A 21,194-nucleotide genomic window follows, 5' to 3' on the forward strand; every position below is an offset into this window, starting at 1 on the left:
CCAGGTTCACATTTTAGCGAATTATCCCGAAAAAACGCCTGCAACGGGTGCTTGCCCTCGCCTTCGCCACAAAGAATGTTATCCTTTGAGATAGCGGGCGCCGTGCCGGGCGCCCGGCGATAGCGCCATGACTCTATTCTGATCCAGGTTGGACAGGATGAAATTGAGGACTGAATGGCGCATCATTCCCGCTTGGCCGAAGACGGTTCAGGGGATGTGTGCCCGTCAGCAACGAGAGAACGGAGAGAGCCTGATCGATGACTAGCTCCAGCAACGGAAGAAAGGGCGCCTTTGCGGATCGCCCAGCGCTTGCGCGGTTGGTGGCGATCAAGCGTATGCTGGCCCGGCTGGTGCTTTTCTGCGAGCAGTTGCTTCCTATGCTGCTGGCCCCGCTTTCGGTCATCGCTTTTTATCTTTCCGTCTCCTGGTTCGGGCTTTTCCGCATCGCCTCCGATCCCGTGCGATGGGCTTTTCTGGCTGTTTTTGCCCTGGCTCTCGCCGCGTCGCTCATTCCCTTCCGCCGCCTTCGCTGGCCGGCAACATCGGAGGCCGATCGGTTTCTGGAAGAGCGCAACGGCCTTGCGCACCAGCCCGTCACCGTTCAGGAAGACGAGCCCGCCTTCGATACGCCTTTTGCCCGTGCCCTATGGCGTGAGCATCAGGCGCGCATGGCGGCAAAAATCGCCGCTCTCGATGCAGGATTGCCGCGCCCTGATATCGCCCGCTACGACCGTTTTGCGCTCCGCGCCATTCCCGCCCTTCTGCTTGTGACGGCCTTCAGCTTCTCGGCATCGAACAGCGGCGGGTCGATTACCGATGCGTTCAACAGTTCGAGCCGAGGCGCCCAGAACCCCGACCTGCGCATCGACGCCTGGGTCACCCCTCCCTATTATACCGGCCAGGCGCCTACCTATCTGACCGGCAACAGCGCGCTTGCGCAAAACGCAATCAGCATTCCGCAATTCTCCGATTTGACCGTCCGAGTGACCGGCGGCCAGGGCGATGAGAAGGTAACCTTCCAGGCAACGGGCAGCGACCAGCCGACCGATATTGCAGCACAAACGCCGGAACAGGCGCAGGCTGCAGCCGCGCAGGGCAACAGCCCTAAGCCTCCGGCGCCGGCAGCACCCCAGCCACAGCCACCCGCTCCGAACGGCGCTGCCACTGCCGACGCAAGCCCCCCGGCAGCACGCACGCATCTGCTGAAGTTGGAAAAAGGCGGCGTCCTTTCCGTCGCCGGACAACAGTGGTCCTTCAAGGTACTCGCCGACAAGGCGCCTGAAATCGCCTTCGACGGCCTGCCCCGCAGCAGCGTCAATGGCGCCCTCGAAATCAATTTCAAGGCGAAGGACGATTACGGCATCGAGGAGGCCCATGCCGAGATCGTGCCTGTCGACCGCGATCCTCAGGCCACCCCGCTTTATGCGCTTCCGGAATACAAGCTCGATATCCCCGGCCGCAACCGCCGGGATGTCAAAGGTCTGGCGAGCCACGACCTGACGAAGGATCCGCTCGCCGGCAAGCGCGTCCGTGTGACGCTTGTCGCGAAGGATGGCGCCGGCCAGACGGGCCGTAGCCCGCCTTACGAGATGACGCTGCCCGCCCGCAACTTCACCGAACCGCTGGCCGGAGCCGTTGCCGAAGAGCGGCAGATCTTTACGCTCGACACCCGCAAGATGCCTGAGGCAATCGCCTTCAACGAAGCGCTGACCCTTCGCGCCGACGAAACCATTCCGAGCCTGACCAACTATCTGCTGCTGCAGTCGGCGCGCTCGCGCATGAAGCTTGTGCGTGGCGACGATGCGTTGAAGGACACCGCCGATTACCTTTGGCAGATTGCGACAGGAATGGAGGACGGCCAGCTTTCCGACGCGCAGAAAAAGCTGCGGGACGCCCAGCAGAAACTATCCGATGCGCTTCAGCGCAACGCGCCCGACGCCGAGATCAAGAAGCTCATGGACGAGCTTCGCAAGGCGATGAACGACTATATGAAGGAGCTCGCCGAGCGCATGCAGAATGCGCCGATGCAGCCCAACCAGCGGTCCGCGAATGTCCTGCGGCAGCAGGACCTCCAGCGCCTGATGGATCAGATCGAGAACCTCGCTCGCTCGGGCAATCGCGACGCGGCCCAGCAGATGCTGTCCGAACTGCAGCGCATGATGAACAACCTGCAGGCCGGTCGACCGCAGCCCGGTCAGCAGCAGGGGCAGCAAAATAGCGAAGCGCAGCAGCAGATGGACAAGCTCGGCCAGATCCTGCGCGACCAGCAGAAGCTGATGGAGGAGACCTTCAAGCTCGACCAGGCGATGAAGGACCGCATGCAGCGCGGCGACCCCAACGAGGACGGCGACGATCCCTTCAGCCAGCCCATGCCCGGCCAGAACGGCCAGCAGCAACAACAGGGCCAGCAGCAACAGCAGCAAGGCCAACAGGGGCAACAAGGACAGCAGGGCCAACAGGGGCAGCAGGGACAATCGCCGACCGACAACATGACGGCCGATCAGCTGCGCGAAGCCCTGAAGCAATTGCGCCAGAGGCAGGAGGAGCTTGGCAAGCAACTCGGCGAGCTGCAAAAGGGCCTCGGCAAGCTCGGCGTCAAGCCCGGTCCCGGTTTCGGTCAGGCCCAGCGCGAGATGGAAGGTGCTGCCGGCCAATTGGGCCAGGGTCACGGCGAACCGGCGCTGCAGGGCCAGGGCCGCGCACTGGAAGCCTTGCGCCAGGGCGCACGCGACATGATGAGCCAGATGATGCAGGCAATGCAGCAGAACGGACAGGCAGGCGGCCGCAATCAGCAGGGCCAGTTCGGCCAGGGCAACCAGAACGGTCGCGACCCCCTTGGACGGATGCGCGAGACAAACGACGGGCCGCTAAGCGACGACGGACCGAAAATTCCCGACGAGATCGATGTGCAGCGGGCTCGCGAAATCCTCGACGCCATTCGCCAGCGACTGGGCAACAATCCGACCCAGGAGGAAGAGCGGCGCTATCTCGAACGCCTGCTCGATATTCAGTAGAAGCAATCTGATAGCGGAAGCGATCAAGCCGCCAGCGCGCGGGCGACCGCCTTGCGGATGTCAGGCAGCGCAAAGGGTTTGGAGACGACATCGACGATCTTTTCCATGAGGTCGTCGGCGCGTTCGCGTTGTTCGGCATAGCCGGTCATCAAGAGGATTTTCATGTCAGGCCAGCCAGAGGCTGCCTGATGCGCCAGTTCTATGCCGTCCATGACGGGCATGCGGATATCCGACAGCAACAGGTCGAAACCGCCGAGCTTCAGCTTTTCCAGGCCTTCGGCGCCGTCGGCGGCTTCTTCGGTCTCATGTCCATCTAGACGCAGAGCGCGAGCAACGAAGCTTCTCAAGGAATCTTCGTCTTCCGTAATCAGGATTTTGGCCATTTTCATCGCTCCGTCGGTCCGTCATGTCCTGAAGCGAAATCACCAGACTTTCCTTTGCGATCGGTAAACGGCGCGAAGGAACCCGGCCAATGGTTAACAAGCCGTCTGCATATCCGGAGGGTCTGAAGCAATTCCAGCAAAAGTGTACAGCGGTTTTGCGTTCGGAATTGCAGAAAATCAAATAGTTAGGCGTTCTCGCGATTCGAAGAAAAGCGGAAGCGCTCTAACGATCAGACATCGCCGGTGACGACGCCGACGAAGGGCAGTTCCCGGAAGGCATAGGCGACATCCATCCCGTAGCCGACGACGAAATAGTCCGGGCACTCGAAACCGACATAATCGGCCTCCAGCTCTTCCTTCCGCTTCACCTTCTTGTCGAGCAGAACGGCAAGCGTGACGTTGCGTGCGCCGCGCTCATAGAGCAGTTCCTTGGCGAAGCGCAAAGTGCGGCCGGACTCCAGAATATCGTCGATCAGAAGGACATCGCGATCCTTCACGTCGCTGTCGATGTCCTTGACGATACGCACGCCCTGCGACGTCGTCCCGGTGCCATAGCTCGACAGCGTGATGAATTCGACTTCCGGTGCAAGGCCGGTGTCGTGCAGGGCGCGCAGAAGATCGGCAGCAAAAATGAACGAACCCTTGAGGATCGCGATGACCAGCAGGTCTTTTGTGGGACCGCTGGAAATCTCCTTCGCCATAGACAGATTGCGCTCGGCGATCTGCTCGGCGGTGAAAAGCGGCTCGATGATCTTTCCGCGAACGACTGGCATTAAGGGCATGCTCCATAGGCTGTGCGACGGACATCCGCCGATTAAGCCCCGCTCGTTAGCACAAACGAGCGCCCGAAGCACCCTAAGGCATGAAGGAAAGCCGTGCTTCCGGCATTTTTCCGCCGGGATATTGCAGTCGCGCCATGAATCCGCGGCTCTCTCCGGCCTTGATCCGGTCAACCGGCGGCGCAACGACGATCGTCGAGAGGATTCTGTCATCGACCACAAGATCAGCCCGCACCGGCTTCAGGGAAACCGCAGATTCGCCCTGATTTTCGATGATACCGTTCAGAACGAGAATGCGCATGCCGTTGGCATCGCGCGGCGTGAGCGTGACATGGCTGAACTGCAAGGGATCGGAAATCGCGGCCTGGTTGGTCGAAAGGCCGGAGAACCCGCCCGAAAGGCCAAAGACCAGAACGAACATTGCGACCACGAGAACGGCGAAAACCCGACCGGACGCGCGCTGCAGCCATTGCTCGGCAATACGCAGATAGACCGCAAGTGCCGTAATCGCCGGAGAAAACGCGGAAGGCTTGGAAACGACATGGGAATGGTTGGCTTTGAAATTCTTCGCCGAGAAGGCCGATCCGCGAACGGGCAGCACGGTCACGAATTCCGCGTCCGTGATGTCAGGCTTTCGGTCGAAAAAGCCATGCGATCTTTGACCTGTTATCCGCTCGGGCGGAAGAAGATCATAGACCAATCCCGTCTGCTGCTGGCGATAGCGGAATGCACCCATGACGACGTCCTCTTCGGTGTCCACATGGTTTCACGCCCCGACGAAATCTGGGCATTGAAACGAATCCGTCCCAGAAGTAAATTTTAATGGTTAATGCTTCGCAAAGACCGCCGTAAACCGGACGTCCTTTCGGCAAAATTTACCGACTGTTAACGGACTTGGTTAACAAGTCGGCTTATCGAGAACGCGCACAGACTGGACGGCCCGTTGATCCATTTCGAAAATGTCGGTTTGCGCTACGGCATGGGCCCGGAAATCCTCCGGGACCTGACCTTCGACATTCCGAAGAAATCCTTCCAGTTCCTGACCGGCCCCTCGGGCGCTGGCAAGACGACGTTGCTGCGCCTGCTTTTCATGTCATTGCAGCCGACGCGCGGGCTCATTCGCATGTTCGGCCGCGACATCGCCTCGATCCCGCGCAACGAGCTGCCTCTGCTCCGCCGCCGTGTCGGCATCGTCTTTCAGGATTTCCGCCTTCTCGAACATCTGACGACCTATGAGAATGTCGCCCTCCCGCTGCGCGTCCGGGGCAAGGAGGAAAGCTCCTATCGCACTGACGTGCTGGAACTCCTGAAATGGGTCGGCCTCGGCGAGCGCATCAACGTCCTGCCGCCGGTGCTGTCGGGCGGCGAGAAGCAGAGGGCGGCGATTGCCCGCGCACTCATCGACCGGCCGGAGATTCTGCTCGCCGATGAACCGACGGGGAATGTCGACCCTCCAATGGCCCGCCGGCTGCTCAATCTTTTTCTTGAGCTGAACCGCCTGGGCACCGCAGTCGTCATCGCCACCCACGATCTGACCCTGATGGATCAGGTCGAGGCGAGGCGCATGATTTTGTCAGGGGGGCATCTGGATATCTATGACTGATCCGGCCCCGGCAAGAAGCGGACGACCCGCAGGTGGCGCCCCCGAAAAGAAGCGGCCGGAAATGCGCGTGCGCCCGACGGCCCCCATCGTTCCGCCCTCCAACATCCAGGGCAATGCGCTGATGGTGGTGATCGCCATCATGGCGTTTCTCGCCTGCCTGACGCTCGGCGCCGTCAGCATGGTGCGCTCGACGGCGGCAAGCTGGGAAAGCCAGATTTCCCGCGAGATCACCATCCAGATCAAGCCCGACGACAATCTCGACATGGAGAAGGCCCTGACCCAGGCGCGCGACATCGCGCTCGGCTTCGTCGGCACCAAGACCGGCCAGATCGTCGACGAGGCGGCGACGGCACGTCTGCTCGAACCGTGGCTCGGGGCGGGTCTGGACCTGAAGGAACTGCCGGTGCCGCGCCTCGTCATCATCACCATCGACGAGACCCACCCGCCGGATTTCGAGGCGATGCGCGCACTGCTCAAGGATTCCATTCCGCAGGCATCGCTGGACGACCATCGCACCTGGGTCGATCGCCTGGTTTCCATGGCGCATACGACGGTTATGATCGGCACGGGCGTCCTTCTCCTCGTCTTCACGGCGATGGTTCTGACGGTGGTCTTCGCCACCCGCGGTACGCTGTCAGGCAATCGCCATATCGTCGAGGTCTTGCATTTCGTCGGCGCTGAAAGCTCTTTCGTCGCCACGGAATTCCAGAAGCATTTCCTGAAGATCAGCCTCAAGGGATCAGCCGTGGGATCGGCGCTTGCCGCCCTGTTCTTCGCCGCCGCCGGCATCATCCAGAGCCATACTATCGCCACGCCGCAAACCGACCAGGCGACCGCCCTGTTCGGCACCTTTTCGGTAGGCGCGCTCGGCTATGTCGGCATCTTCGTGACGATGATCGTCATCGCGCTTTTGACGACGGTCACGGCGCGGTTTACTGTCATGCGAACCATTTACGAGATCGACCTGATAAGGTCTGATCCAGCAAGAACCGACAGTGTCCCGAACTGACGGTCTTACCCATGGCGTTTTGCCATCAAACAGCCTGTTCCTTGCCGCAATCTGCGGCTACTGATGATTCATGACCATGGGCCAGATGACGCATAATACTTCTCTGCCGCCGACATTGCGGGAGCAATCCCAAAATGGCGGCTCGCCGCGTCGCAGCCTCTTCCGTAGAATTCTTCGCTGGGGCGGCTTTGCCTCCATCCTCCTCATGGCCATACTCTTCGGCGGATTCCTGCATTTTGCCGACTCGATCACCACGCTGAAACCGCCACTCTATCCCAAGGCGGATGCGATCGTGGTCCTGACCGGCGGCTACCAGCGTATCGACCAGGCGGTGGAACTGCTGCGCCAGGGGGCCGGCAACCGGCTGCTGATATCAGGCGTCCATCCGACCACGACCCGCACGCAGATCCGCAGGCTGACACAGAGCCCCGCCAATCTCTTCTCGTGCTGCGTCGATATCGGCTACGATGCCCTGGACACGATCGGCAATGCCCGCGAGGCAGTGCGCTGGATCCACAGCAATGGCTATAAGCACGTGCTTGTCGTCACCAACAACTATCATATGCCCCGCAGCATTGCCGAGCTGAAGTACGTCGATCCCGCCACCGATTTCATTCCCTATCCCGTCGTCAATTCCGACCTCAAGACGAAGGCATGGTTCACTGACCCGAATGCGTTGCGGACCATCCTCTCCGAATATGCGAAGGTGCTGCTCGCCGGGGCCAGAAACCTGACGGGCTTTGGGCGTCCTGTCGGCCTGCGATCGGAGGAGCCGGACGAGGCAACGGGCAAGAGCCACATCTGACTTTCATGCCCTTCCGGCACGCGTCCGCTTTTTATTGACACGGATTTCGTGTAGGCACTCGGTGAAGCGCCCGGGCGTTCGGCGCGCCAGGGAAGCTTCCATGAATACCGTGCGTTCGATCCTGTTCAATACCGCCTTCTACGCCAATCTGATCATTCGCATGATCGTGCTTTCCCCGATCTATTTCTTCATGCCGCGAAAAGCCGCCTACGCTATCCCGAAAGCATGGGCGGCATCCAGCGTCTGGTTGATGAAGGTCATCGTCGGCACGACCTTCGAGATCGAGGGACTGGAGAACCTTCCCAAGGGCAGCTACATCTTCGCCCCGAAGCATCAGTCCTTCTGGGACACCTTTGCGCTCCTGCCCTACCTTGACGATCCCGCCTATATCCTCAAGCGCGAGCTGATGTGGATCCCGCTTTTCGGCTGGTATGCCAAGAAACAGCGGATGATCCCGGTCGACCGCGGCGCCCGCGGCAAGGTGATGGTGGAGGTGATGAAACGCACCCAGGAGGAGCTCAAAAACGGCCGACAGCTCATCATCTATCCGGAGGGCACCCGCCGGCCGCCGGGCGCCGAGCCGATTTATAAATATGGCATCGCCCGTATGTACCGCGATCTGAATATCCCGGTCGTGCCTGTCGCCATGCATCCCGGCCTCTTCTGGCCGCGCCGTACGTTTCAGCGCTATCCCGGCCATCTCAAGGTGCGTATCCTGCCGCCGCTCCAGCCGGGCATGGATCCCGACACTTTCTTTGCAAAGCTGATCGAGGAAACCGAGAAGGCAAGCGACGAGCTTCTCGTCGAAACCATCGCCAACAATCCGAAACTCCCCGTGCCGCCGACGGCAACGAAGCGCCTGGCCGAACTCGATGCTCAGAAAATCGCTGCCAAGGCGGTATAGGCTCCGGACTACGAGGCTTCGCGTATCCGCACGATTTCGTCGCTCACATCTTCGAGCCATTGGTCGCGGATGCCCATCTGCCGCAAATGCTCCAGCGTATTGAAAACATATGCGTCGTTCGGGCCTGATTGCCCCTTGGCGAAATTGACGATGCGCGCGGCATCGACGGCACCGAGCGCGCCAGCATATTGCCGGTGGCTCCGGTCGACGACATAGGCGACGGCTGTCACGCGCCGCCCACCGGTCAGGCGGATCGGCAGCATGCGCTCAAGATAGACCTTGGTGACAAGTTCGCGCTCGCGCAGGTAGTCCAGCACCTCGGCCTTGCTTTTCGGCGCCACGTGGAAGGCCATGCCCCGGCAGGAACCGCCACGATCGAGGCCGAGCACGAGACCGGGGCTCGCCTCCGTGCCGCGATGTACCCAGGAGTGGACACAGAGGGCGCGGCGATATCCGAAAATCAGGGCCTCGGATTTTTCCACAAAGTCAAATCCCGGATTCCACATCAGTGATCCGTAGCCAAACACCCAAAATTCGTCCATATCCAAAGCCAAATCAAAAGAAATCTACCGACTCACCATTGGAGAACATCATGGCAGCGTCAAGCCAGACCGGCACATCCAGCACGGGCAAAAGGATGTGGCTGTTCGGGATCGCGCTGATCGTGATCATCGCGGCTCTCTATACCGGCGGCTGGTACTATGCGGCAGCCGCGCTGAAGACCAATGTGATGCGCGCGCTCGGAGACAAGAACGCGGCCGGCATTACCGGGCAATGCAGCGACCTTTCCCTGCAAGGCTTTCCCTTCCGTATCGGCCTCTCCTGCTCCAAGGTGGATATCGACGACCATGTGAACGGCGTGTCGGGCTCCTTCGATGACCTCAACGCATCGGCACATGTCTACGCACCGGGCAACATCAGCTGGAATCTGAATTCGCCCGCCGAAATCCGCACCGCACAGGGCCTGAGCGTGTCGGCCGAGTGGAAGGATCTGCAGTCCACCCTCATCACCAAGGGCAACGGCATCGAGGAAGGCCGGACCGTGATAGAAGGCCTGAAGGCCGGTATCGCTTCATCCTTCACCGGCCAGAACTTCGATGTGTCAGCCGATCACACCGAAATTCATGTCCGCCAGAACGGCCCCAATCTCGAGGCAACGGTCGGCGTCGAAAAATCCAACACCGTCATCAAGGATTTTCCGCAGCCCCTGCCGACGCTGTCAGCCAGCGCCGACATTACGCTCGCGGACAAGGCCGGTCTTCTCGACGGCAGCGACAAGGGCGGCCTGCTGGGCGCATCGGGCACTCTGCATCGCGTCGTTGCCGATATCGGCGATGGCCGCGTCATGACACTGTCCGGCCCGTTCTCGATCGACGACCAGGGGCTGGTCTCCGGCCAGTTCAAGCTGGAGATCGAACAGATCGGCCCCTGGCGCGACAGCCTCAAGCAAACCATCCCCGCCGCCAAGCACATCATCGATTCAGCATCGAAGATCCTCAAGGCACTCGCAGCCGGCGGCGACAAGGTCTCCGTCGACCTGACTGCCGATCATGGCAACGTCTTCTTGAGCGGCTTCATTCCGCTCGGGCAGATCCCGCCGATTTGAGGTACGGATCGGTTAGTAAACCTGACCGTTATACCGCCCCCTCATTCGCCTACCGCCGAACCTAGTGGCGGCTTGGAATCCTACTTCTTCTCCAGCCCGTGCGGACGACCAAAGTCCGGAGCGTCCACGTCCTGACCGGCCTGCACGATCGAGCGGCGGATGGCGCGGGTTCGGGTGAAGAGGTCGAAGATCTTGTCGCCCTCGCCCCAGCGGATCGCCCGCTGCAGATAGGCGAGGTCTTCGGAGAAGCGCGCCAGCATTTCCAGGATGGCATCGCGATTGTGCAGGCAGACGTCGCGCCACATGGTCGGGTCGGAAGCGGCCAGACGCGTGAAGTCGCGGAAACCGGAGGCGGAATATTTGATGACTTCCGATTCCGTCACCGTTTCCAGATCGTCGGCCGTACCGACGATATTATAGGCAATGAGGTGCGGCAGATGCGAGACGATCGCCAGCACCTTGTCATGGTGCTCCGCATCCATTTCATCGACCTTGGACCCGAGCGTTTCCCAGAAACGGCGAAGTTTCCTAAGCGCATCCTCGTTAGTGCCGGGAAGGGGCGTGAAGATGCACCAGCGGCCCTCGAAGAGGCCGGGAAAACCGGCATCCGGTCCCGATTTTTCAGTGCCCGCCAGCGGATGGCCGGGAATGAAATTGACGTTGTCAGGCATATGCGGCTGCATCTGCGCAATGACCGACGCCTTGGTGGACCCGACATCGGTAACAATAGCGCCCGGCTTCAGGCTGCCAGCGATCTCCTTCGCCACGGCTTCAGACGCGCCCACGGGCACGCAGACGATGACCAGATCGGCATCCCTGACAGCGTCGGCGGCAGATGCCAAATAGCGATCGCCGAGCCGCAGTTCCTCGGCTCGCTTGAGTGCCGCGGCGCCATGGTCGGCGACGACGATTTCTCTGGTCAGGCTAAGCCTTCGCAGATCATGCGCAATCGAGGAGCCGATCAGTCCGATGCCGATCAGGCAGATGCGGTCGAACTGGATGTCGCTCATGCCGTCCGTCCCATAAATTCGCCGAGCGTTTCGATGAGGCCGCGATTGGCCTCTTCCGTGCCGATGCTCATCCGCAATGCGTTCGGGAAACCGTAGCCCCGCACCGCGCGCACGATATAACCGCGGCTCGTCAGGAAATCGTCGGCCTCAGGCGCCCGCTTGCCGTCGGCATCGGGGAAATGGACGAGGACGAAATTCGCGACCGACGGCGTCACCTTGAGCCCGATCGCTTCAAGCGCGCTCGTCACCTTGTCGATCCAGAGAAGATTGTAGGTTACCGCCGTCTCGGTGAAAGCCTGATCGCGCATGGCGGCAGCACCGGCGGCAATCGCCATGGCATTCATGTTGAACGGAGCGCGTACGCGGTTGAGCGCATCGATGATCTCCGCCGGCGCGAACATCCATCCGATACGCAAGGCCGCAAGGCCATAGATCTTCGAGAAGGTACGGGTCATGACGACATTGACATTCGAGGACACCAATTCGATACCCGCCTCATAGTCGTTCCGGCGCACATATTCCGCATAGGCTGCGTCGAGCACCAGGATGACGTTCTTGGGCAAGCTTGCCTGGAGGCGGCGAATTTCGCTCACCGGAACATAGGTGCCAGTCGGATTGCCCGGATTGGCAATGAAGACCATCTTGGTCTTCTTGGTAACGGCGGCAAGGATCGCATCGACATCGACAGTGCAATCCTTCTCCTTGACGGTTACGGGCGTCGCGCCGGCACCCATGGCCTGGATCTTGTAGATGGCAAAGCCGTGTTCGGTGACGATGGCTTCGTCACCGGTTCCCAGATAGACGTGGCACAAGAGGGCGAGCAGTTCGTCCGAGCCGTTGCCGCACATGATATTGGCTGGGTTGAGACCGTGCACGTCGGCGATCGCCTGCCGCAATTCCTTCGCCTGTCCGTCCGGATAGCGCTCCAGATGATCGGCCGCTGCGCGCGCCGCCGCGATGGCCTTCGGGCTGGCGCCGAGCGGCGTTTCGTTGGAGGACAGCTTGAACACCCTAGCGACGCCCGGCGCATGCTCCTTGCCCGGCACATAGGCGGCGATATCGAGAATGCCGGAACGCGGAACAGGCTTGGTCATGTCAGTGCTCATGGGATCGACCTTGGGATGAAATAGTTCTGTCGCAATAGCGGTGAAGCGCGCTTTTGTCGAGGGTTTGCGGGTTTGGCCGGAGGTAATTGCATATACAAAAGACCCCTTCTGGCCTGCCGGCCATCTCCCGGCAAAGAGGGAGAAGGTTCGCGGCACGGCCTCGGCTCTATCAAAGCCTCGGCAGCGCGGCCGACAAACCCCTACCCCTTTGTGGGGAGGGGTTGGGGAGGGGTCTTTCACAACCGCGTCGTCGGCACGCCACGCGGCGCAAGAACCGGAACGAAGACGCGTCGGGATGCGCGCACCGCGACCGGCAGTCCCTGATAAAGCCGTTTCTGTGCCTCGACGACAATAACACCTGAAAAGGCTGGCCACAGCGTGCGCCCTACCCGCTCGAATGCGCGCCGGAGGCTCAGCACGGCGCGCAGCTTGGACGGCGGGAAGAACAGCGCTTCAGCTGTCGCGCCGGGGGTAAAATTGGTCTCGCGCAGCAAATGCGTCAGCTGGCCGCGCGAATAGGGTCGGCCGGAGCCGAAAGGCGTGTGCTCCATCCGTGCCCAGACGCCGCGGCGGTTCGGCACCACGATGACAAGGCGTCCACCAGGCGCCAGCACCCGCCACAACTCCTTCAGCGTCTCGCGCGGGCTTTCGGCGAATTCCAGCGAGTGAACCATCAGCACGCGATCGATCGAGGAATCAGGCAGCGGCAGTTCCTCGTCGAAGATCAGTGCCGTCGAAGACGCTGACCCCATCGGCCAGTTCACCGCCCCCTGCCCCGCCGGCATGAAGGCGAAGGTGCGCTCGGTATCAACGCGAAAGCGGTCGAGATAGGGAACGGAATAGCCAAGGCCCACCAATCGCTCTTCCGGAAGCCGGGCCCAGATCGATGAAAGAGCCATGACGATAGAGTGCTCGGCCAAGCGACCGAGCTCGGAATGGTAGAACTGGCGGAGATCGACGATATCGGCGTGCATTGCGGTAAATGTTATCAGCAGGCAGTTGGACTTCAAGGCCGAAGCCTCTACATTTGCCCGAAGCGACTAGGGATATGGGATGATTTCAGTCATGAAACCTTTGGAAATAGAAGTTTTTATCTGCCGCTCCGATAATTACGGCGTACTGGTGCACGATCCGGAAACGAGCCTCACCGCCTGCATTGACGCACCGGAGGCAGCGCCCATCCTCGCGGCGGCGACGCGCCGGGGCTGGGACATCACGCATATCCTGACGACCCATCATCACACCGATCATGTCGAAGGCAATCTGGCATTGAAGGAACAGTTCGGCTGCGTGATCATCGGCCCGGTCAACGAAGCCGTAGCGATCCCCGGCCTCGATCGTGCGGTTGGCGACGGCGACAGTTTTGAATTCGGCGGCCACACGGTCAATGTCATCGAAACGCCCGGCCATACTGCCGGCCATGTCTGCTACCATTTCGAAGACGACAAGCTGCTGTTTTCCGCCGATACGCTCTTTGCGCTGGGTTGCGGCCGGCTCTTCGAACGTCCGGCCACGGACATGTGGCATTCGCTGCAGAAGCTGGCAGTCCTCCCGGATGAAACCGCCATCTATTTCGGCCACGAATATACGCTTTCCAACGCCCGTTTCGCCGTCACCATCGATCCGGACAACGAGCGCCTGAAATCGCGCGCCGCCGATATCGAGGCACTGAGGGCGGAAGGAAAATTCACCATTCCGACGACGCTTGCGCTTGAAAAGGAAACCAACCCCTTCCTGCGCGCCGCCGATCCCTCGATCCGTCGCAACCTGCTGATGGAAAGCCGCAGCAACGAGGAAGTCTTTGCCGAGATCCGCAAGCGCAAGGACAATTTCTAAGCGCAAAGCCTCGATCGCAGGAAGCGGGACCGGAAAGACACCCAGGAAGACACAATGCCTCAACCTGATCTGACGCCTGATGATATCATCCAGGCCCTCGCAATGCAGCCGCATCCCGAGGGCGGATGGTATGTCGAGACTTTCCGGGACGAGAATGGCGGCGACCGCGGCCATTCGACCGCGATCTACTACATGCTTCAGAAGGGCGAGCGGTCGCATTGGCACCGCGTCCGCGATGCGGCCGAGGCCTGGCACTATTATGCGGGCGCCCCCCTGGCGCTCCATCGTTCCGCAGACGGGCAAACCAGCGACACGATCGTGCTCGGAACGAACCTGTTGAACGGCGAGAGACCACAGGCGATTGTCCCGGCCGACTGGTGGCAATCGGCGGAAACGCTCGGCGATTTCACGCTTGTCGGCTGCACCGTATCGCCCGGCTTCCAGTTCTCGAGCTTCGAAATGGCCGCGCCCGACTGGAAGCCTGTAGCCGACTAAATAGTCACTCCGCTACGGCAGCGGCCTCTTCGGCCGGCGAGCGGCGAAGGATCATGCGATGCGCGGCAAGGACCGCCCCGCCGGTCACCAGCAGGCAGGCGATCGCGATCCCCCAGCTCGACTCGGCAAAGCCGAACAGCATCAGGATCATCGTCGACAGAAGCGGGGCGGCATAGCTCGCAGCACCCAATATCTGGATGTCTCCGTTCTTGACGCCGTAGTCCCAGGCATAGAATGCGGCACCGACCGGAAACAGGCCGAGGCCGGCGATGGCGATCCACTGGAACGGCGTTTCCGGCCAGATCGTCGCCTCGAGCCCGACATGGCAGGCAAGCGAAAGAACAGATGTCGCGAGACAGAAACCGGTAACGACATCGGTCGAGACGGCATCGAAGCGCCGGGTGAGCAGGGAATAGCCCGACCACGTGAAAGCACAGAGCAAGGCCGCTCCGTAGCCGAGCCCATAGGCGCCCTCGAAATGAAAGCCGTTGCGACCGACGATAAGAACCGTGCCGGCAAGACCCAAGACCGCCCCGGCCACGTGATACCAGCGCAGCCGCTCGCCGGGCAGAAGTGCCGAACCGACGACGATCAGCAGCGGCCAGAGATAGGCGATGAGCCCGGCTTCGACCGCCGGCGCATTTCTGAGCGCCGTGAAATAGAGGAAATGATAGCCGAAAAGACCGAGAATGCCTGATATCCAGACCTTGACGGGCTGCCGCAGAAGCTTCAGCCGTTCAGGTTTCAGCGCGAGCACAAGGATGCCCGGCAGGCTGCCGATCGCAAAGCAGATCGCAGAAAGCTGAAACGGCTGGATTCTCCCGGAGGCCGCGGTAAAGAGCGCCAGGAACGACCACATGAGAATGGCGGAAAATCCGATCAACGTCGCACGAAGATTCATGCTGTTCCTGCCCTCAGGCCGGAAACGGAATGACCAAGGAGACTTTCAGCCTCAGTCGTTGCCATATTTCACGGCGGTTATCGTCACCGTTCCATACTTCGTGGGGACACGGACATAAACCGGAGCGTAGACATTCATGGCTTCCGCCTTGGCAAACCAGATCTCCATGCCTTCGCTCTTGCTCAGATACTGGAAATCGTCGCGGCTCTGCTTGTAGCCCGATCTCGGCGTGAAATGCACGCCGCAGGAAACGGTTATGCCGCTGAAACCATCCGTCGAGAAGGGATGCGATCCCTTGGGAAACAGCTTCAGATCCATTCGTGTCTCGCCGTCATAGATCGGAAGATTTTGCGAGCAGATATTGGTTCCCACGGGAAAAATCAGCCCGGAGATCGGATCGAGGACGGACCGCAGGTCCCCTTCCGTGATCGGTATCCAGTTCTTCGGCCGTTTTGGTTCGGGCGTCGTGGTGGTCGAGGTCACGTTGCCGTCCTGGTAGACGACGTCATAGGTATGCTGCTTGCGGCCGCTCTTGTAGTAGAGCGTGTAGTGCGCGGCCTGCAGTCTCTGCGGCCCGACGGTGCCGGAGACATCGGCCTTCGCCTCGATGGTCGTGACGAGATCGGCAAGACCGGCGGAATCGATGTCGCCACGGATGGTGAAATGCTTGTCCTTCACCTCGGTGCGGAAATCTGCCCTCGCGATCGGAAATCCGGCGAGCGCCACACGATACCGCGTCTCATGATGCAAATCCTCCGCATGGCCAAGGGTCGGCCCGAAGGTTGCCAGAGCGGAAATCAGAATCCATTTTCGATAACGAGACATGGGCGAGCCTTTATGAGGTGGCAGCCATCATATATAGGGGCTTTATACGCTTGCTGCGAGAAGCAGGAAACACAAGCTTTTTGACGGAATTGCGGGAAAGTCCAAGGTTTGGCCAAGGTTTGGCTTGACGTGGGCGGCTCCTCTGACTATAGAACCGCAACTTTCCAATCATGGCCTGTTGGATTGCAAACCGGGTGTTGCCCGGAACGGCATCCAGTGGCTTAGAAAAACGAACATAGGTGTACCCATGTCCCGCATGTGCGAATTGACCGGCAAGGCCGTCCTGGTGGGCAATAATGTCAGCCACGCCAACAACAAGACCAAGCGTCGGTTCCTCCCGAACCTCTGCCAGGTCACGCTGATTTCTGACGTTCTCGGCCAGCGTTATCGTCTGCGCGTTTCCGCGCACGCCCTGCGCTCCGTCGAGCACCGCGGTGGCCTCGATGCTTTCCTGATCAAGGCAAGCGAAAACGAGCTGTCCATGCGCGCTCGCCTGCTGCGTCGCCAGATCGTCAAGAAGTCGGCTGAAGCTGCTGTCGCTGCCTAAGCGACTGCATTTCATCGTCTGAGGCTTCGAAGGCTTGCACGGATGATATCCGGACAAGCCTTTTGCTTTGCCTGAATTTCGCCGCGCGCCGACCCCTTCGATTGCTCGAAGGCGGCGCGTTCCGTCCAACTGGTGGCATAACCCAGGATAAAAAAATGCTGACCCTACGCCATACCCTTATCTACGTTTTCCTGATGACGGTCGTCGTCGTCGCCTCGAATTTCCTGGTCCAGTTTCCGCTGGATATCACGATATCGGGCGTCAACCTCTCCGACCTCTTGACCTGGGGCGCCTTCTCTTATCCGGTCGCCTTCCTCGTTACCGATCTCACCAATCGCCAGTTCGGTCCCAAGGCTGCCCGCAAGGTGGTTTTCTGCGGTTTCGTCGTCGGCGTCGGCCTCTCCTTCGTGACATCTGACCCGCGTATCGCGATTGCTTCAGGCTCGGCCTATCTTGCCGGCCAGCTGCTCGACATCTCGCTGTTCAACCGCCTGCGCCGTCAGGCCTGGTGGCACGCACCGCTCGTCGGCTCGCTGGTCGGCACGGCGCTGGACACTGTCATGTTCTTCTCCTTCGCCTTCGCACCCTTCTTCGTCTTCTTCGGCCCGAACGTCCCCTTCGCGCTGGAACAGGCGCCACTCCTCGGCATGTTCTCGACGGAAGCTCCGCGCTGGATCTCCTGGGCGCTCGGCGACTTCGCCGTCAAGACGATCGTCGGCTTCGTCATGCTGATCCCCTACGGCGCGCTGATGAACCGGCTCAAGCCGATGCAGGCTGTTCCGGCTGCCTGATCGAGCCAAGGGCCGCCAGCGCTCTGCTGCGGCCAGCTTGGCTCAGCTGCACAACGTCGCCCTGCGTCTCTCTTACGGCAAGTCTCTGTTCGCCATGGTTGACGCAGTAAAAGAGCGTTTGAAGTTATGATCCCGGATACTCTCCGGGGATCGGAGGCCCGCCCCACGGCCCGATATCATATCCAGTTTCTATCACCTTGAGCATGCGCTCGACGGCTTCTTCAAGCCCATATTGCAGAGACTGATATTGCTCGATGTGTCCGTATTTGACCCAAAGAGATAAATTAAAGCCGTGCCCGTACTGGTTATAATAGATGACGGTCGAGCCGATGATGGCCACGACCCAACATTTCCCATAGCCCCGCAATTGCCATTCCTCGGGGAGACGCTTCATCGTCTCCCAAAGAAAGCGCTGTTTGAAAGACATGCGTGACCAGCCGTTGTTGATCTCGTCCCATATCTTTTCTTCCGGAAATGACACGTAGCTCTCTGACTTTGCGGGCACGTTGCCCGTATATTGCCAACATAATCTAATGTTGAACGCTGAGGCTCGCGGTCGTCGCGGGCTTGGCTGCCGGCGATCCATCCCGCAGCCGGAATTCCAGCATCAGATTGCGTTGCAGGATCGAGTGGTTGTCGTCCGACACCATGATGAGATGAATGGTGCCGTCGTCTGCGCGGAAAGCGTCCAGCCCCTCCAGATTGTCGATCTGGTCGCTCCCATCGGCCTCGAAGATGATCTTTCCATCCACCAGCGCGCCCGGCTTGATATCGCCGCCGGCGATGCGGAGGATGCGCACGCCGATACCGTGGGCGAGATCGAAGCGACGCTCGAGCAGCAATAGATCGCCGTCAGGCAGGAACACGCCGTCGCTGACGTCGAAATCGTCGTAGTGCCGCACGGCAAATCGTCCTGCCTGCGGCCCGTCCAGAATCGCAGCAAGCATGTTGCCATCCTTGTCCAGGCTCCGTTCCGTGACGATGACAGCGGATCCGGCGAGCGGGCTGGACGGCGGAGCGACCATGACCGCCTCGAGGCTCTGATTGCCGCGAAGCTGATTTTTCGGAATCCAAATCGGCAATGTCTTGGTCGGCGGTGAGGTTTCGAAACCCGGGTCGGGATAGACGTCGACGCGGTGGTACTCTTCGAAGCTGACAAGCACGGTATGATCGCGCAGTGCCACGCCTTCGGCGTCCATGGCACCCTTGCCCTCATGGGTCTGGCCAAAGCGATCCTGCATCGGCGTGATGGCGGCATCGGAAATCCCGGCCAGCTTGCCATCCGCATCGCGCTCGATCGCCCCGGTCAGCCAATGTCCGGTATCCAGCACGGAAATGAAATGGCGCTGGTCCGGCCTGAAGCGGATCGCCGAGACGGCACCGTAAAGCGGGTTGCTCGAACTGAGCGACAGCCCGCCCAGAAATTCCAGCGAACCGAAGATCGTCTGGTCGGACCCGACGCGAAACTTCGAGATGACAGTCCCATGGATTGGAGCAGGGCCACCCGCCGGCCCCGTTGTCGCCGATACACAGCCGGCGAGCAGGACGAACAGCATGGTCACGCGGCAAAGACGCTTCATGGGAGGCCCTGCATCCAGTTGAACGGCATGTCGTCGGGATCGGGCATCGGCCGGGCGGCCGATGCGAAGAAATACGGTAGAGGCGTCAGCCTGCGCGACGCATGCGGCCGGCGCGAGGCAGGCTCGACTGGTCCTCGAAGAGCGAGGCCAACTGCTCGGTCATGGCGCCTGCCAGCTCATCGGCATCGACGATCGTCACGGCGCGGCGATAATAGCGCGTCACGTCATGGCCGATACCGATCGCCAGCAGTTCCACCGGAGAGCGCGTCTCGATCTGCTCGATGACGGCGCGCAGGTGCCGCTCGAGATAGTTGCCCGGATTGACCGACAGCGTCGAATCGTCGACCGGCGCACCATCCGAAATCATCATCAGGATGCGGCGCTGTTCGCGGCGGGCGAGCAGGCGGTTATGCGCCCAGATCAGCGCCTCGCCGTCGATATTTTCCTTGAGCAGGCCTTCGCGCATCATCAGGCCCAGATTGGTGCGCGAACGCCGCCACGGCTGGTCGGCCGACTTGTAGATGATGTGGCGCAGGTCGTTGAGACGGCCCGGCGTCTGCGGCTTGCCGCCGGAGAGCCATTTCTCGCGCGCCTGACCGCCCTTCCAGGCCTTGGTCGTAAATCCGAGGATCTCGACCTTGACACCGCAACGCTCGAGCGTACGGGCCAGAATATCGGCGCAGGTGGCGGCGACCGTGATCGGCCGGCCGCGCATCGAGCCTGAATTGTCGATCAGCAGCGTCACGACCGTATCGCGGAACTGCGTATCGCGCTCCATCTTGAAGGAAAGCGCCTGCATCGGGTCGATGATGATGCGCTGGAGGCGCGCCGGATCGAGATAGCCCTCTTCCAGGTCGAAATCCCAGGAGCGGTTCTGCTGCGCCATCAGGCGGCGCTGCAGGCGGTTGGCAAGACGCCCAACCGCACCCTGCAGATGCGCCAGCTGCTTGTCGAGGAAGGCGCGCAGGCGCTCCAGCTCGGCGGCGTCGCACAGCTCCTGTGCCGTGATCGTCTCGTCGAATTCCTCGGTGTAGACGTGATAATCGACCTTTTCGTTGAAATCGGAGAAAGGCGTGTTCGGACGGCGGGTCTCGCCAGGCGTCTCGGAATCGTCCTCGCCCTCGTCCTGCATATCGTCGTCGGAGATCTCGGCGCCGTCCTGCTCGCCGTCTTCCATCTGCTCTTCCGACTGCTCGCTATCTTCGGCAGGAGCGGCATCATCGCCGGCATCTTCCTCGACGTCTTCCTGGTCCTGTTCCTCGCCGCGCGGCTGATCCTCGTCGGTCGAGGTCTCTTCCTCGTTCTCGTCGAGATCGTCGTCACCGTAGTCCTCCGCCATTTCCATGGCGGACAGCATGTTGCGGATGACCTTGGCAAAGCTCTGCTGATCGTTGATGGCGCCGGTCAGATTGTCGAGCTGGCTTCCTGCCTTGTCCTCGATAAACGACCGCCAGAGGTCGAGCACCTTGCCGGCACTTGCCGGCGGCTTCTGGCCGGTCAGCTTCTCGCGCACGATCATGGCCATGGCTTCACCGATCGGCGCATCTTCCTGCCGTTCGATGCCGGAGAAATTCGCCTTGGAATATTTCTCCGAATTCATCTCCGCGAGATTGGATGCCATGCCGCTCATGCGCAGCGCGCCGATCGATTCCACCCGCGCCTGCTCGACGGCGTCGAAGATGACTCGGGCGTCCGTACCCTGGGGTGCCATGGTTGCGTGGACGCGATCGTCGTGGCAGGCGAGCCTGAGCGCCATGGAATCGCCGAGACCGCGCGTAACCGCAAGCTCGTGCGCCGTTGGCCGCTTGGAGAGCTCGGGCAGGCGAATGCGCTCGCCCGTCATGCCGGGGCGTTCGTTGGCGAACGCCACCTCCACTTCGGAATCACCGGCAATGGAACGCACGCAGCCGGTAATCGCCCGGCGCAATGGCTCCATGTCCACCGGTGCGCCCGGCTTTGCTTTCGAGTTGTCTCCGCGACCTGCCATCTGCTTTCAGCCT

General features: G+C 60.8%; 22 protein-coding genes. 10 read left to right on the top strand and 12 right to left on the bottom strand.

The window, feature by feature from the left end; translation table 11 throughout:
• The first annotated feature begins 257 nt into the window (after positions 1 to 257).
• On the top strand, positions 258 to 3,014 hold the full coding sequence (locus EV561_RS12300; RefSeq protein ID WP_132521787.1) for a TIGR02302 family protein: 2,757 nt from the start codon (positions 258 to 260) through the stop codon (positions 3,012 to 3,014).
• Between the two features lie 23 nt (positions 3,015 to 3,037).
• Here the strand turns inward: EV561_RS12300 and EV561_RS12305 are convergent, their stop codons facing one another.
• The 3 genes from EV561_RS12305 to EV561_RS12315 all read right to left on the bottom strand — a co-directional run bounded on the left by EV561_RS12305 (position 3,038) and on the right by EV561_RS12315 (position 4,936).
• Positions 3,038 to 3,397: a response regulator gene (locus tag EV561_RS12305; protein WP_132521789.1), complete on the bottom strand. Its 360-nt coding sequence runs from the start codon at positions 3,395 to 3,397 to the stop codon at positions 3,038 to 3,040.
• Between the two features lie 230 nt (positions 3,398 to 3,627).
• Positions 3,628 to 4,170 (bottom strand): hypoxanthine phosphoribosyltransferase, encoded by a 543-nt coding sequence (gene hpt / locus EV561_RS12310; RefSeq protein WP_132521791.1) that lies wholly within the window; start codon positions 4,168 to 4,170, stop codon positions 3,628 to 3,630.
• An 82-nt stretch (positions 4,171 to 4,252) separates the two neighbouring features.
• Complete coding sequence (locus tag EV561_RS12315) at positions 4,253 to 4,936, bottom strand: hypothetical protein (RefSeq protein ID WP_245512655.1); 684 nt, start codon at positions 4,934 to 4,936, stop codon at positions 4,253 to 4,255.
• A 183-nt stretch (positions 4,937 to 5,119) separates the two neighbouring features.
• On the opposite strand from EV561_RS12315, the gene ftsE reads away from it, so the two are divergent.
• The 4 genes from ftsE (at position 5,120) to EV561_RS12335 (ending at position 8,497) form a co-directional block, all read left to right on the top strand.
• On the top strand, positions 5,120 to 5,779 hold the full coding sequence (ftsE, locus tag EV561_RS12320) for a cell division ATP-binding protein FtsE (protein ID WP_132521793.1): 660 nt from the start codon (positions 5,120 to 5,122) through the stop codon (positions 5,777 to 5,779).
• Positions 5,772 to 6,788 carry an ABC transporter permease gene (locus tag EV561_RS12325; RefSeq protein ID WP_207910523.1) on the top strand — a complete coding sequence of 339 codons (1,017 nt, stop codon included), beginning with the start codon at positions 5,772 to 5,774 and terminating at the stop codon, positions 6,786 to 6,788. Before ftsE ends, EV561_RS12325 begins: the two co-directional genes overlap by 8 nt.
• Positions 6,789 to 6,993: 205 nt before the next feature.
• Complete coding sequence (locus EV561_RS12330; RefSeq protein WP_245512664.1) at positions 6,994 to 7,593, top strand: YdcF family protein; 600 nt, start codon at positions 6,994 to 6,996, stop codon at positions 7,591 to 7,593.
• A gap of 100 nt (positions 7,594 to 7,693) precedes the next feature.
• Positions 7,694 to 8,497, top strand: a complete 804-nt coding sequence (locus EV561_RS12335) for a 1-acyl-sn-glycerol-3-phosphate acyltransferase (RefSeq protein ID WP_132521795.1) — start codon at positions 7,694 to 7,696, stop codon at positions 8,495 to 8,497.
• 8 nt (positions 8,498 to 8,505) lie between these two features.
• Here EV561_RS12335 and EV561_RS12340 read toward each other — a convergent pair whose 3' ends face one another.
• Entirely contained in the window at positions 8,506 to 9,039 is a 534-nt protein-coding gene (locus EV561_RS12340) for a gamma-glutamylcyclotransferase (protein WP_132521797.1), read from the bottom strand.
• A gap of 50 nt (positions 9,040 to 9,089) precedes the next feature.
• Between EV561_RS12340 and EV561_RS12345 the strand changes: the two genes are divergently transcribed.
• Entirely contained in the window at positions 9,090 to 10,103 is a 1,014-nt protein-coding gene (locus EV561_RS12345; protein WP_132521799.1) for a DUF2125 domain-containing protein, read from the top strand.
• A gap of 80 nt (positions 10,104 to 10,183) precedes the next feature.
• Here EV561_RS12345 and EV561_RS12350 read toward each other — a convergent pair whose 3' ends face one another.
• From EV561_RS12350 to EV561_RS12360, 3 genes are all read right to left on the bottom strand, one after another.
• Positions 10,184 to 11,113, bottom strand: coding sequence for a prephenate/arogenate dehydrogenase family protein (locus EV561_RS12350; protein ID WP_132521801.1), 930 nt, complete (start codon positions 11,111 to 11,113; stop codon positions 10,184 to 10,186).
• Positions 11,110 to 12,219, bottom strand: coding sequence for a histidinol-phosphate transaminase (gene hisC / locus EV561_RS12355; protein ID WP_132521803.1), 1,110 nt, complete (start codon positions 12,217 to 12,219; stop codon positions 11,110 to 11,112). Before hisC ends, EV561_RS12350 begins: the two co-directional genes overlap by 4 nt.
• A gap of 236 nt (positions 12,220 to 12,455) precedes the next feature.
• A complete protein-coding gene (locus EV561_RS12360) occupies positions 12,456 to 13,229 on the bottom strand; it encodes a class I SAM-dependent methyltransferase (RefSeq protein ID WP_132521805.1) in 774 nt (257 codons plus the stop codon).
• Positions 13,230 to 13,284: 55 nt separating this feature from the next.
• On the opposite strand from EV561_RS12360, the gene gloB reads away from it, so the two are divergent.
• Positions 13,285 to 14,055, top strand: coding sequence for a hydroxyacylglutathione hydrolase (gloB, locus tag EV561_RS12365; RefSeq protein WP_132521807.1), 771 nt, complete (start codon positions 13,285 to 13,287; stop codon positions 14,053 to 14,055).
• A 69-nt stretch (positions 14,056 to 14,124) separates the two neighbouring features.
• Complete coding sequence (locus EV561_RS12370) at positions 14,125 to 14,550, top strand: cupin domain-containing protein (protein WP_132522605.1); 426 nt, start codon at positions 14,125 to 14,127, stop codon at positions 14,548 to 14,550.
• Between the two features lie 4 nt (positions 14,551 to 14,554).
• Here the strand turns inward: EV561_RS12370 and EV561_RS12375 are convergent, their stop codons facing one another.
• Entirely contained in the window at positions 14,555 to 15,451 is an 897-nt protein-coding gene (locus EV561_RS12375; RefSeq protein WP_132521809.1) for an EamA family transporter, read from the bottom strand.
• Between the two features lie 51 nt (positions 15,452 to 15,502).
• Positions 15,503 to 16,276, bottom strand: coding sequence for a DUF3108 domain-containing protein (locus EV561_RS12380; protein WP_132521811.1), 774 nt, complete (start codon positions 16,274 to 16,276; stop codon positions 15,503 to 15,505).
• 247 nt (positions 16,277 to 16,523) lie between these two features.
• On the opposite strand from EV561_RS12380, the gene rpmB reads away from it, so the two are divergent.
• Both rpmB and EV561_RS12390 read left to right on the top strand, forming a co-directional pair.
• Complete coding sequence (gene rpmB, locus EV561_RS12385) at positions 16,524 to 16,823, top strand: 50S ribosomal protein L28 (protein WP_132521813.1); 300 nt, start codon at positions 16,524 to 16,526, stop codon at positions 16,821 to 16,823.
• Positions 16,824 to 16,978: 155 nt separating this feature from the next.
• The gene (locus EV561_RS12390) at positions 16,979 to 17,614 is read left to right on the top strand and encodes a VUT family protein (RefSeq protein WP_132521815.1); all 636 of its coding nucleotides are present in this window, start codon (positions 16,979 to 16,981) and stop codon (positions 17,612 to 17,614) included.
• 124 nt (positions 17,615 to 17,738) lie between these two features.
• Here EV561_RS12390 and EV561_RS12395 read toward each other — a convergent pair whose 3' ends face one another.
• From EV561_RS12395 to cobT, 3 genes are all read right to left on the bottom strand, one after another.
• Positions 17,739 to 18,095 carry a hypothetical protein gene (locus EV561_RS12395; protein ID WP_132521817.1) on the bottom strand — a complete coding sequence of 119 codons (357 nt, stop codon included), beginning with the start codon at positions 18,093 to 18,095 and terminating at the stop codon, positions 17,739 to 17,741.
• Positions 18,096 to 18,144: 49 nt separating this feature from the next.
• Positions 18,145 to 19,194 (bottom strand): esterase-like activity of phytase family protein, encoded by a 1,050-nt coding sequence (locus EV561_RS12400; RefSeq protein WP_132521819.1) that lies wholly within the window; start codon positions 19,192 to 19,194, stop codon positions 18,145 to 18,147.
• A gap of 85 nt (positions 19,195 to 19,279) precedes the next feature.
• A complete protein-coding gene (gene cobT / locus EV561_RS12405) occupies positions 19,280 to 21,181 on the bottom strand; it encodes a cobaltochelatase subunit CobT (RefSeq protein ID WP_132521821.1) in 1,902 nt (633 codons plus the stop codon).
• Positions 21,182 to 21,194 lie beyond the last annotated feature (13 nt).

The sequence above is a fragment of the Rhizobium sp. BK376 genome, from assembly GCF_004341625.1.
Lineage (GTDB): Bacteria > Pseudomonadota > Alphaproteobacteria > Rhizobiales > Rhizobiaceae > Rhizobium.

Excerpts from the sequence above, each read along its gene's own strand:
- EV561_RS12300 (WP_132521787.1), top strand. The coding sequence starts at position 258 with ATGACTAGCTCCAGCAACGGAAGAAAGGGCGCCTTTGCGGATCGCCCA.
- EV561_RS12305 (WP_132521789.1), bottom strand. The coding sequence starts at position 3,397 with ATGGCCAAAATCCTGATTACGGAAGACGAAGATTCCTTGAGAAGCTTC.
- hpt (WP_132521791.1), bottom strand. The coding sequence starts at position 4,170 with ATGCCAGTCGTTCGCGGAAAGATCATCGAGCCGCTTTTCACCGCCGAG.
- EV561_RS12325 (WP_207910523.1), top strand. The coding sequence starts at position 5,772 with ATGACTGATCCGGCCCCGGCAAGAAGCGGACGACCCGCAGGTGGCGCC.
- EV561_RS12330 (WP_245512664.1), top strand. The coding sequence starts at position 6,994 with ATGGCCATACTCTTCGGCGGATTCCTGCATTTTGCCGACTCGATCACC.
- EV561_RS12335 (WP_132521795.1), top strand. The coding sequence starts at position 7,694 with ATGAATACCGTGCGTTCGATCCTGTTCAATACCGCCTTCTACGCCAAT.
- EV561_RS12340 (WP_132521797.1), bottom strand. The coding sequence starts at position 9,039 with ATGGACGAATTTTGGGTGTTTGGCTACGGATCACTGATGTGGAATCCG.
- EV561_RS12345 (WP_132521799.1), top strand. The coding sequence starts at position 9,090 with ATGGCAGCGTCAAGCCAGACCGGCACATCCAGCACGGGCAAAAGGATG.
- EV561_RS12350 (WP_132521801.1), bottom strand. The coding sequence starts at position 11,113 with ATGAGCGACATCCAGTTCGACCGCATCTGCCTGATCGGCATCGGACTG.
- hisC (WP_132521803.1), bottom strand. The coding sequence starts at position 12,219 with ATGAGCACTGACATGACCAAGCCTGTTCCGCGTTCCGGCATTCTCGAT.
- gloB (WP_132521807.1), top strand. The coding sequence starts at position 13,285 with ATGAAACCTTTGGAAATAGAAGTTTTTATCTGCCGCTCCGATAATTAC.
- EV561_RS12375 (WP_132521809.1), bottom strand. The coding sequence starts at position 15,451 with ATGAATCTTCGTGCGACGTTGATCGGATTTTCCGCCATTCTCATGTGG.
- EV561_RS12380 (WP_132521811.1), bottom strand. The coding sequence starts at position 16,276 with ATGTCTCGTTATCGAAAATGGATTCTGATTTCCGCTCTGGCAACCTTC.
- rpmB (WP_132521813.1), top strand. The coding sequence starts at position 16,524 with ATGTCCCGCATGTGCGAATTGACCGGCAAGGCCGTCCTGGTGGGCAAT.
- EV561_RS12390 (WP_132521815.1), top strand. The coding sequence starts at position 16,979 with ATGCTGACCCTACGCCATACCCTTATCTACGTTTTCCTGATGACGGTC.
- EV561_RS12400 (WP_132521819.1), bottom strand. The coding sequence starts at position 19,194 with ATGAAGCGTCTTTGCCGCGTGACCATGCTGTTCGTCCTGCTCGCCGGC.
- cobT (WP_132521821.1), bottom strand. The coding sequence starts at position 21,181 with ATGGCAGGTCGCGGAGACAACTCGAAAGCAAAGCCGGGCGCACCGGTG.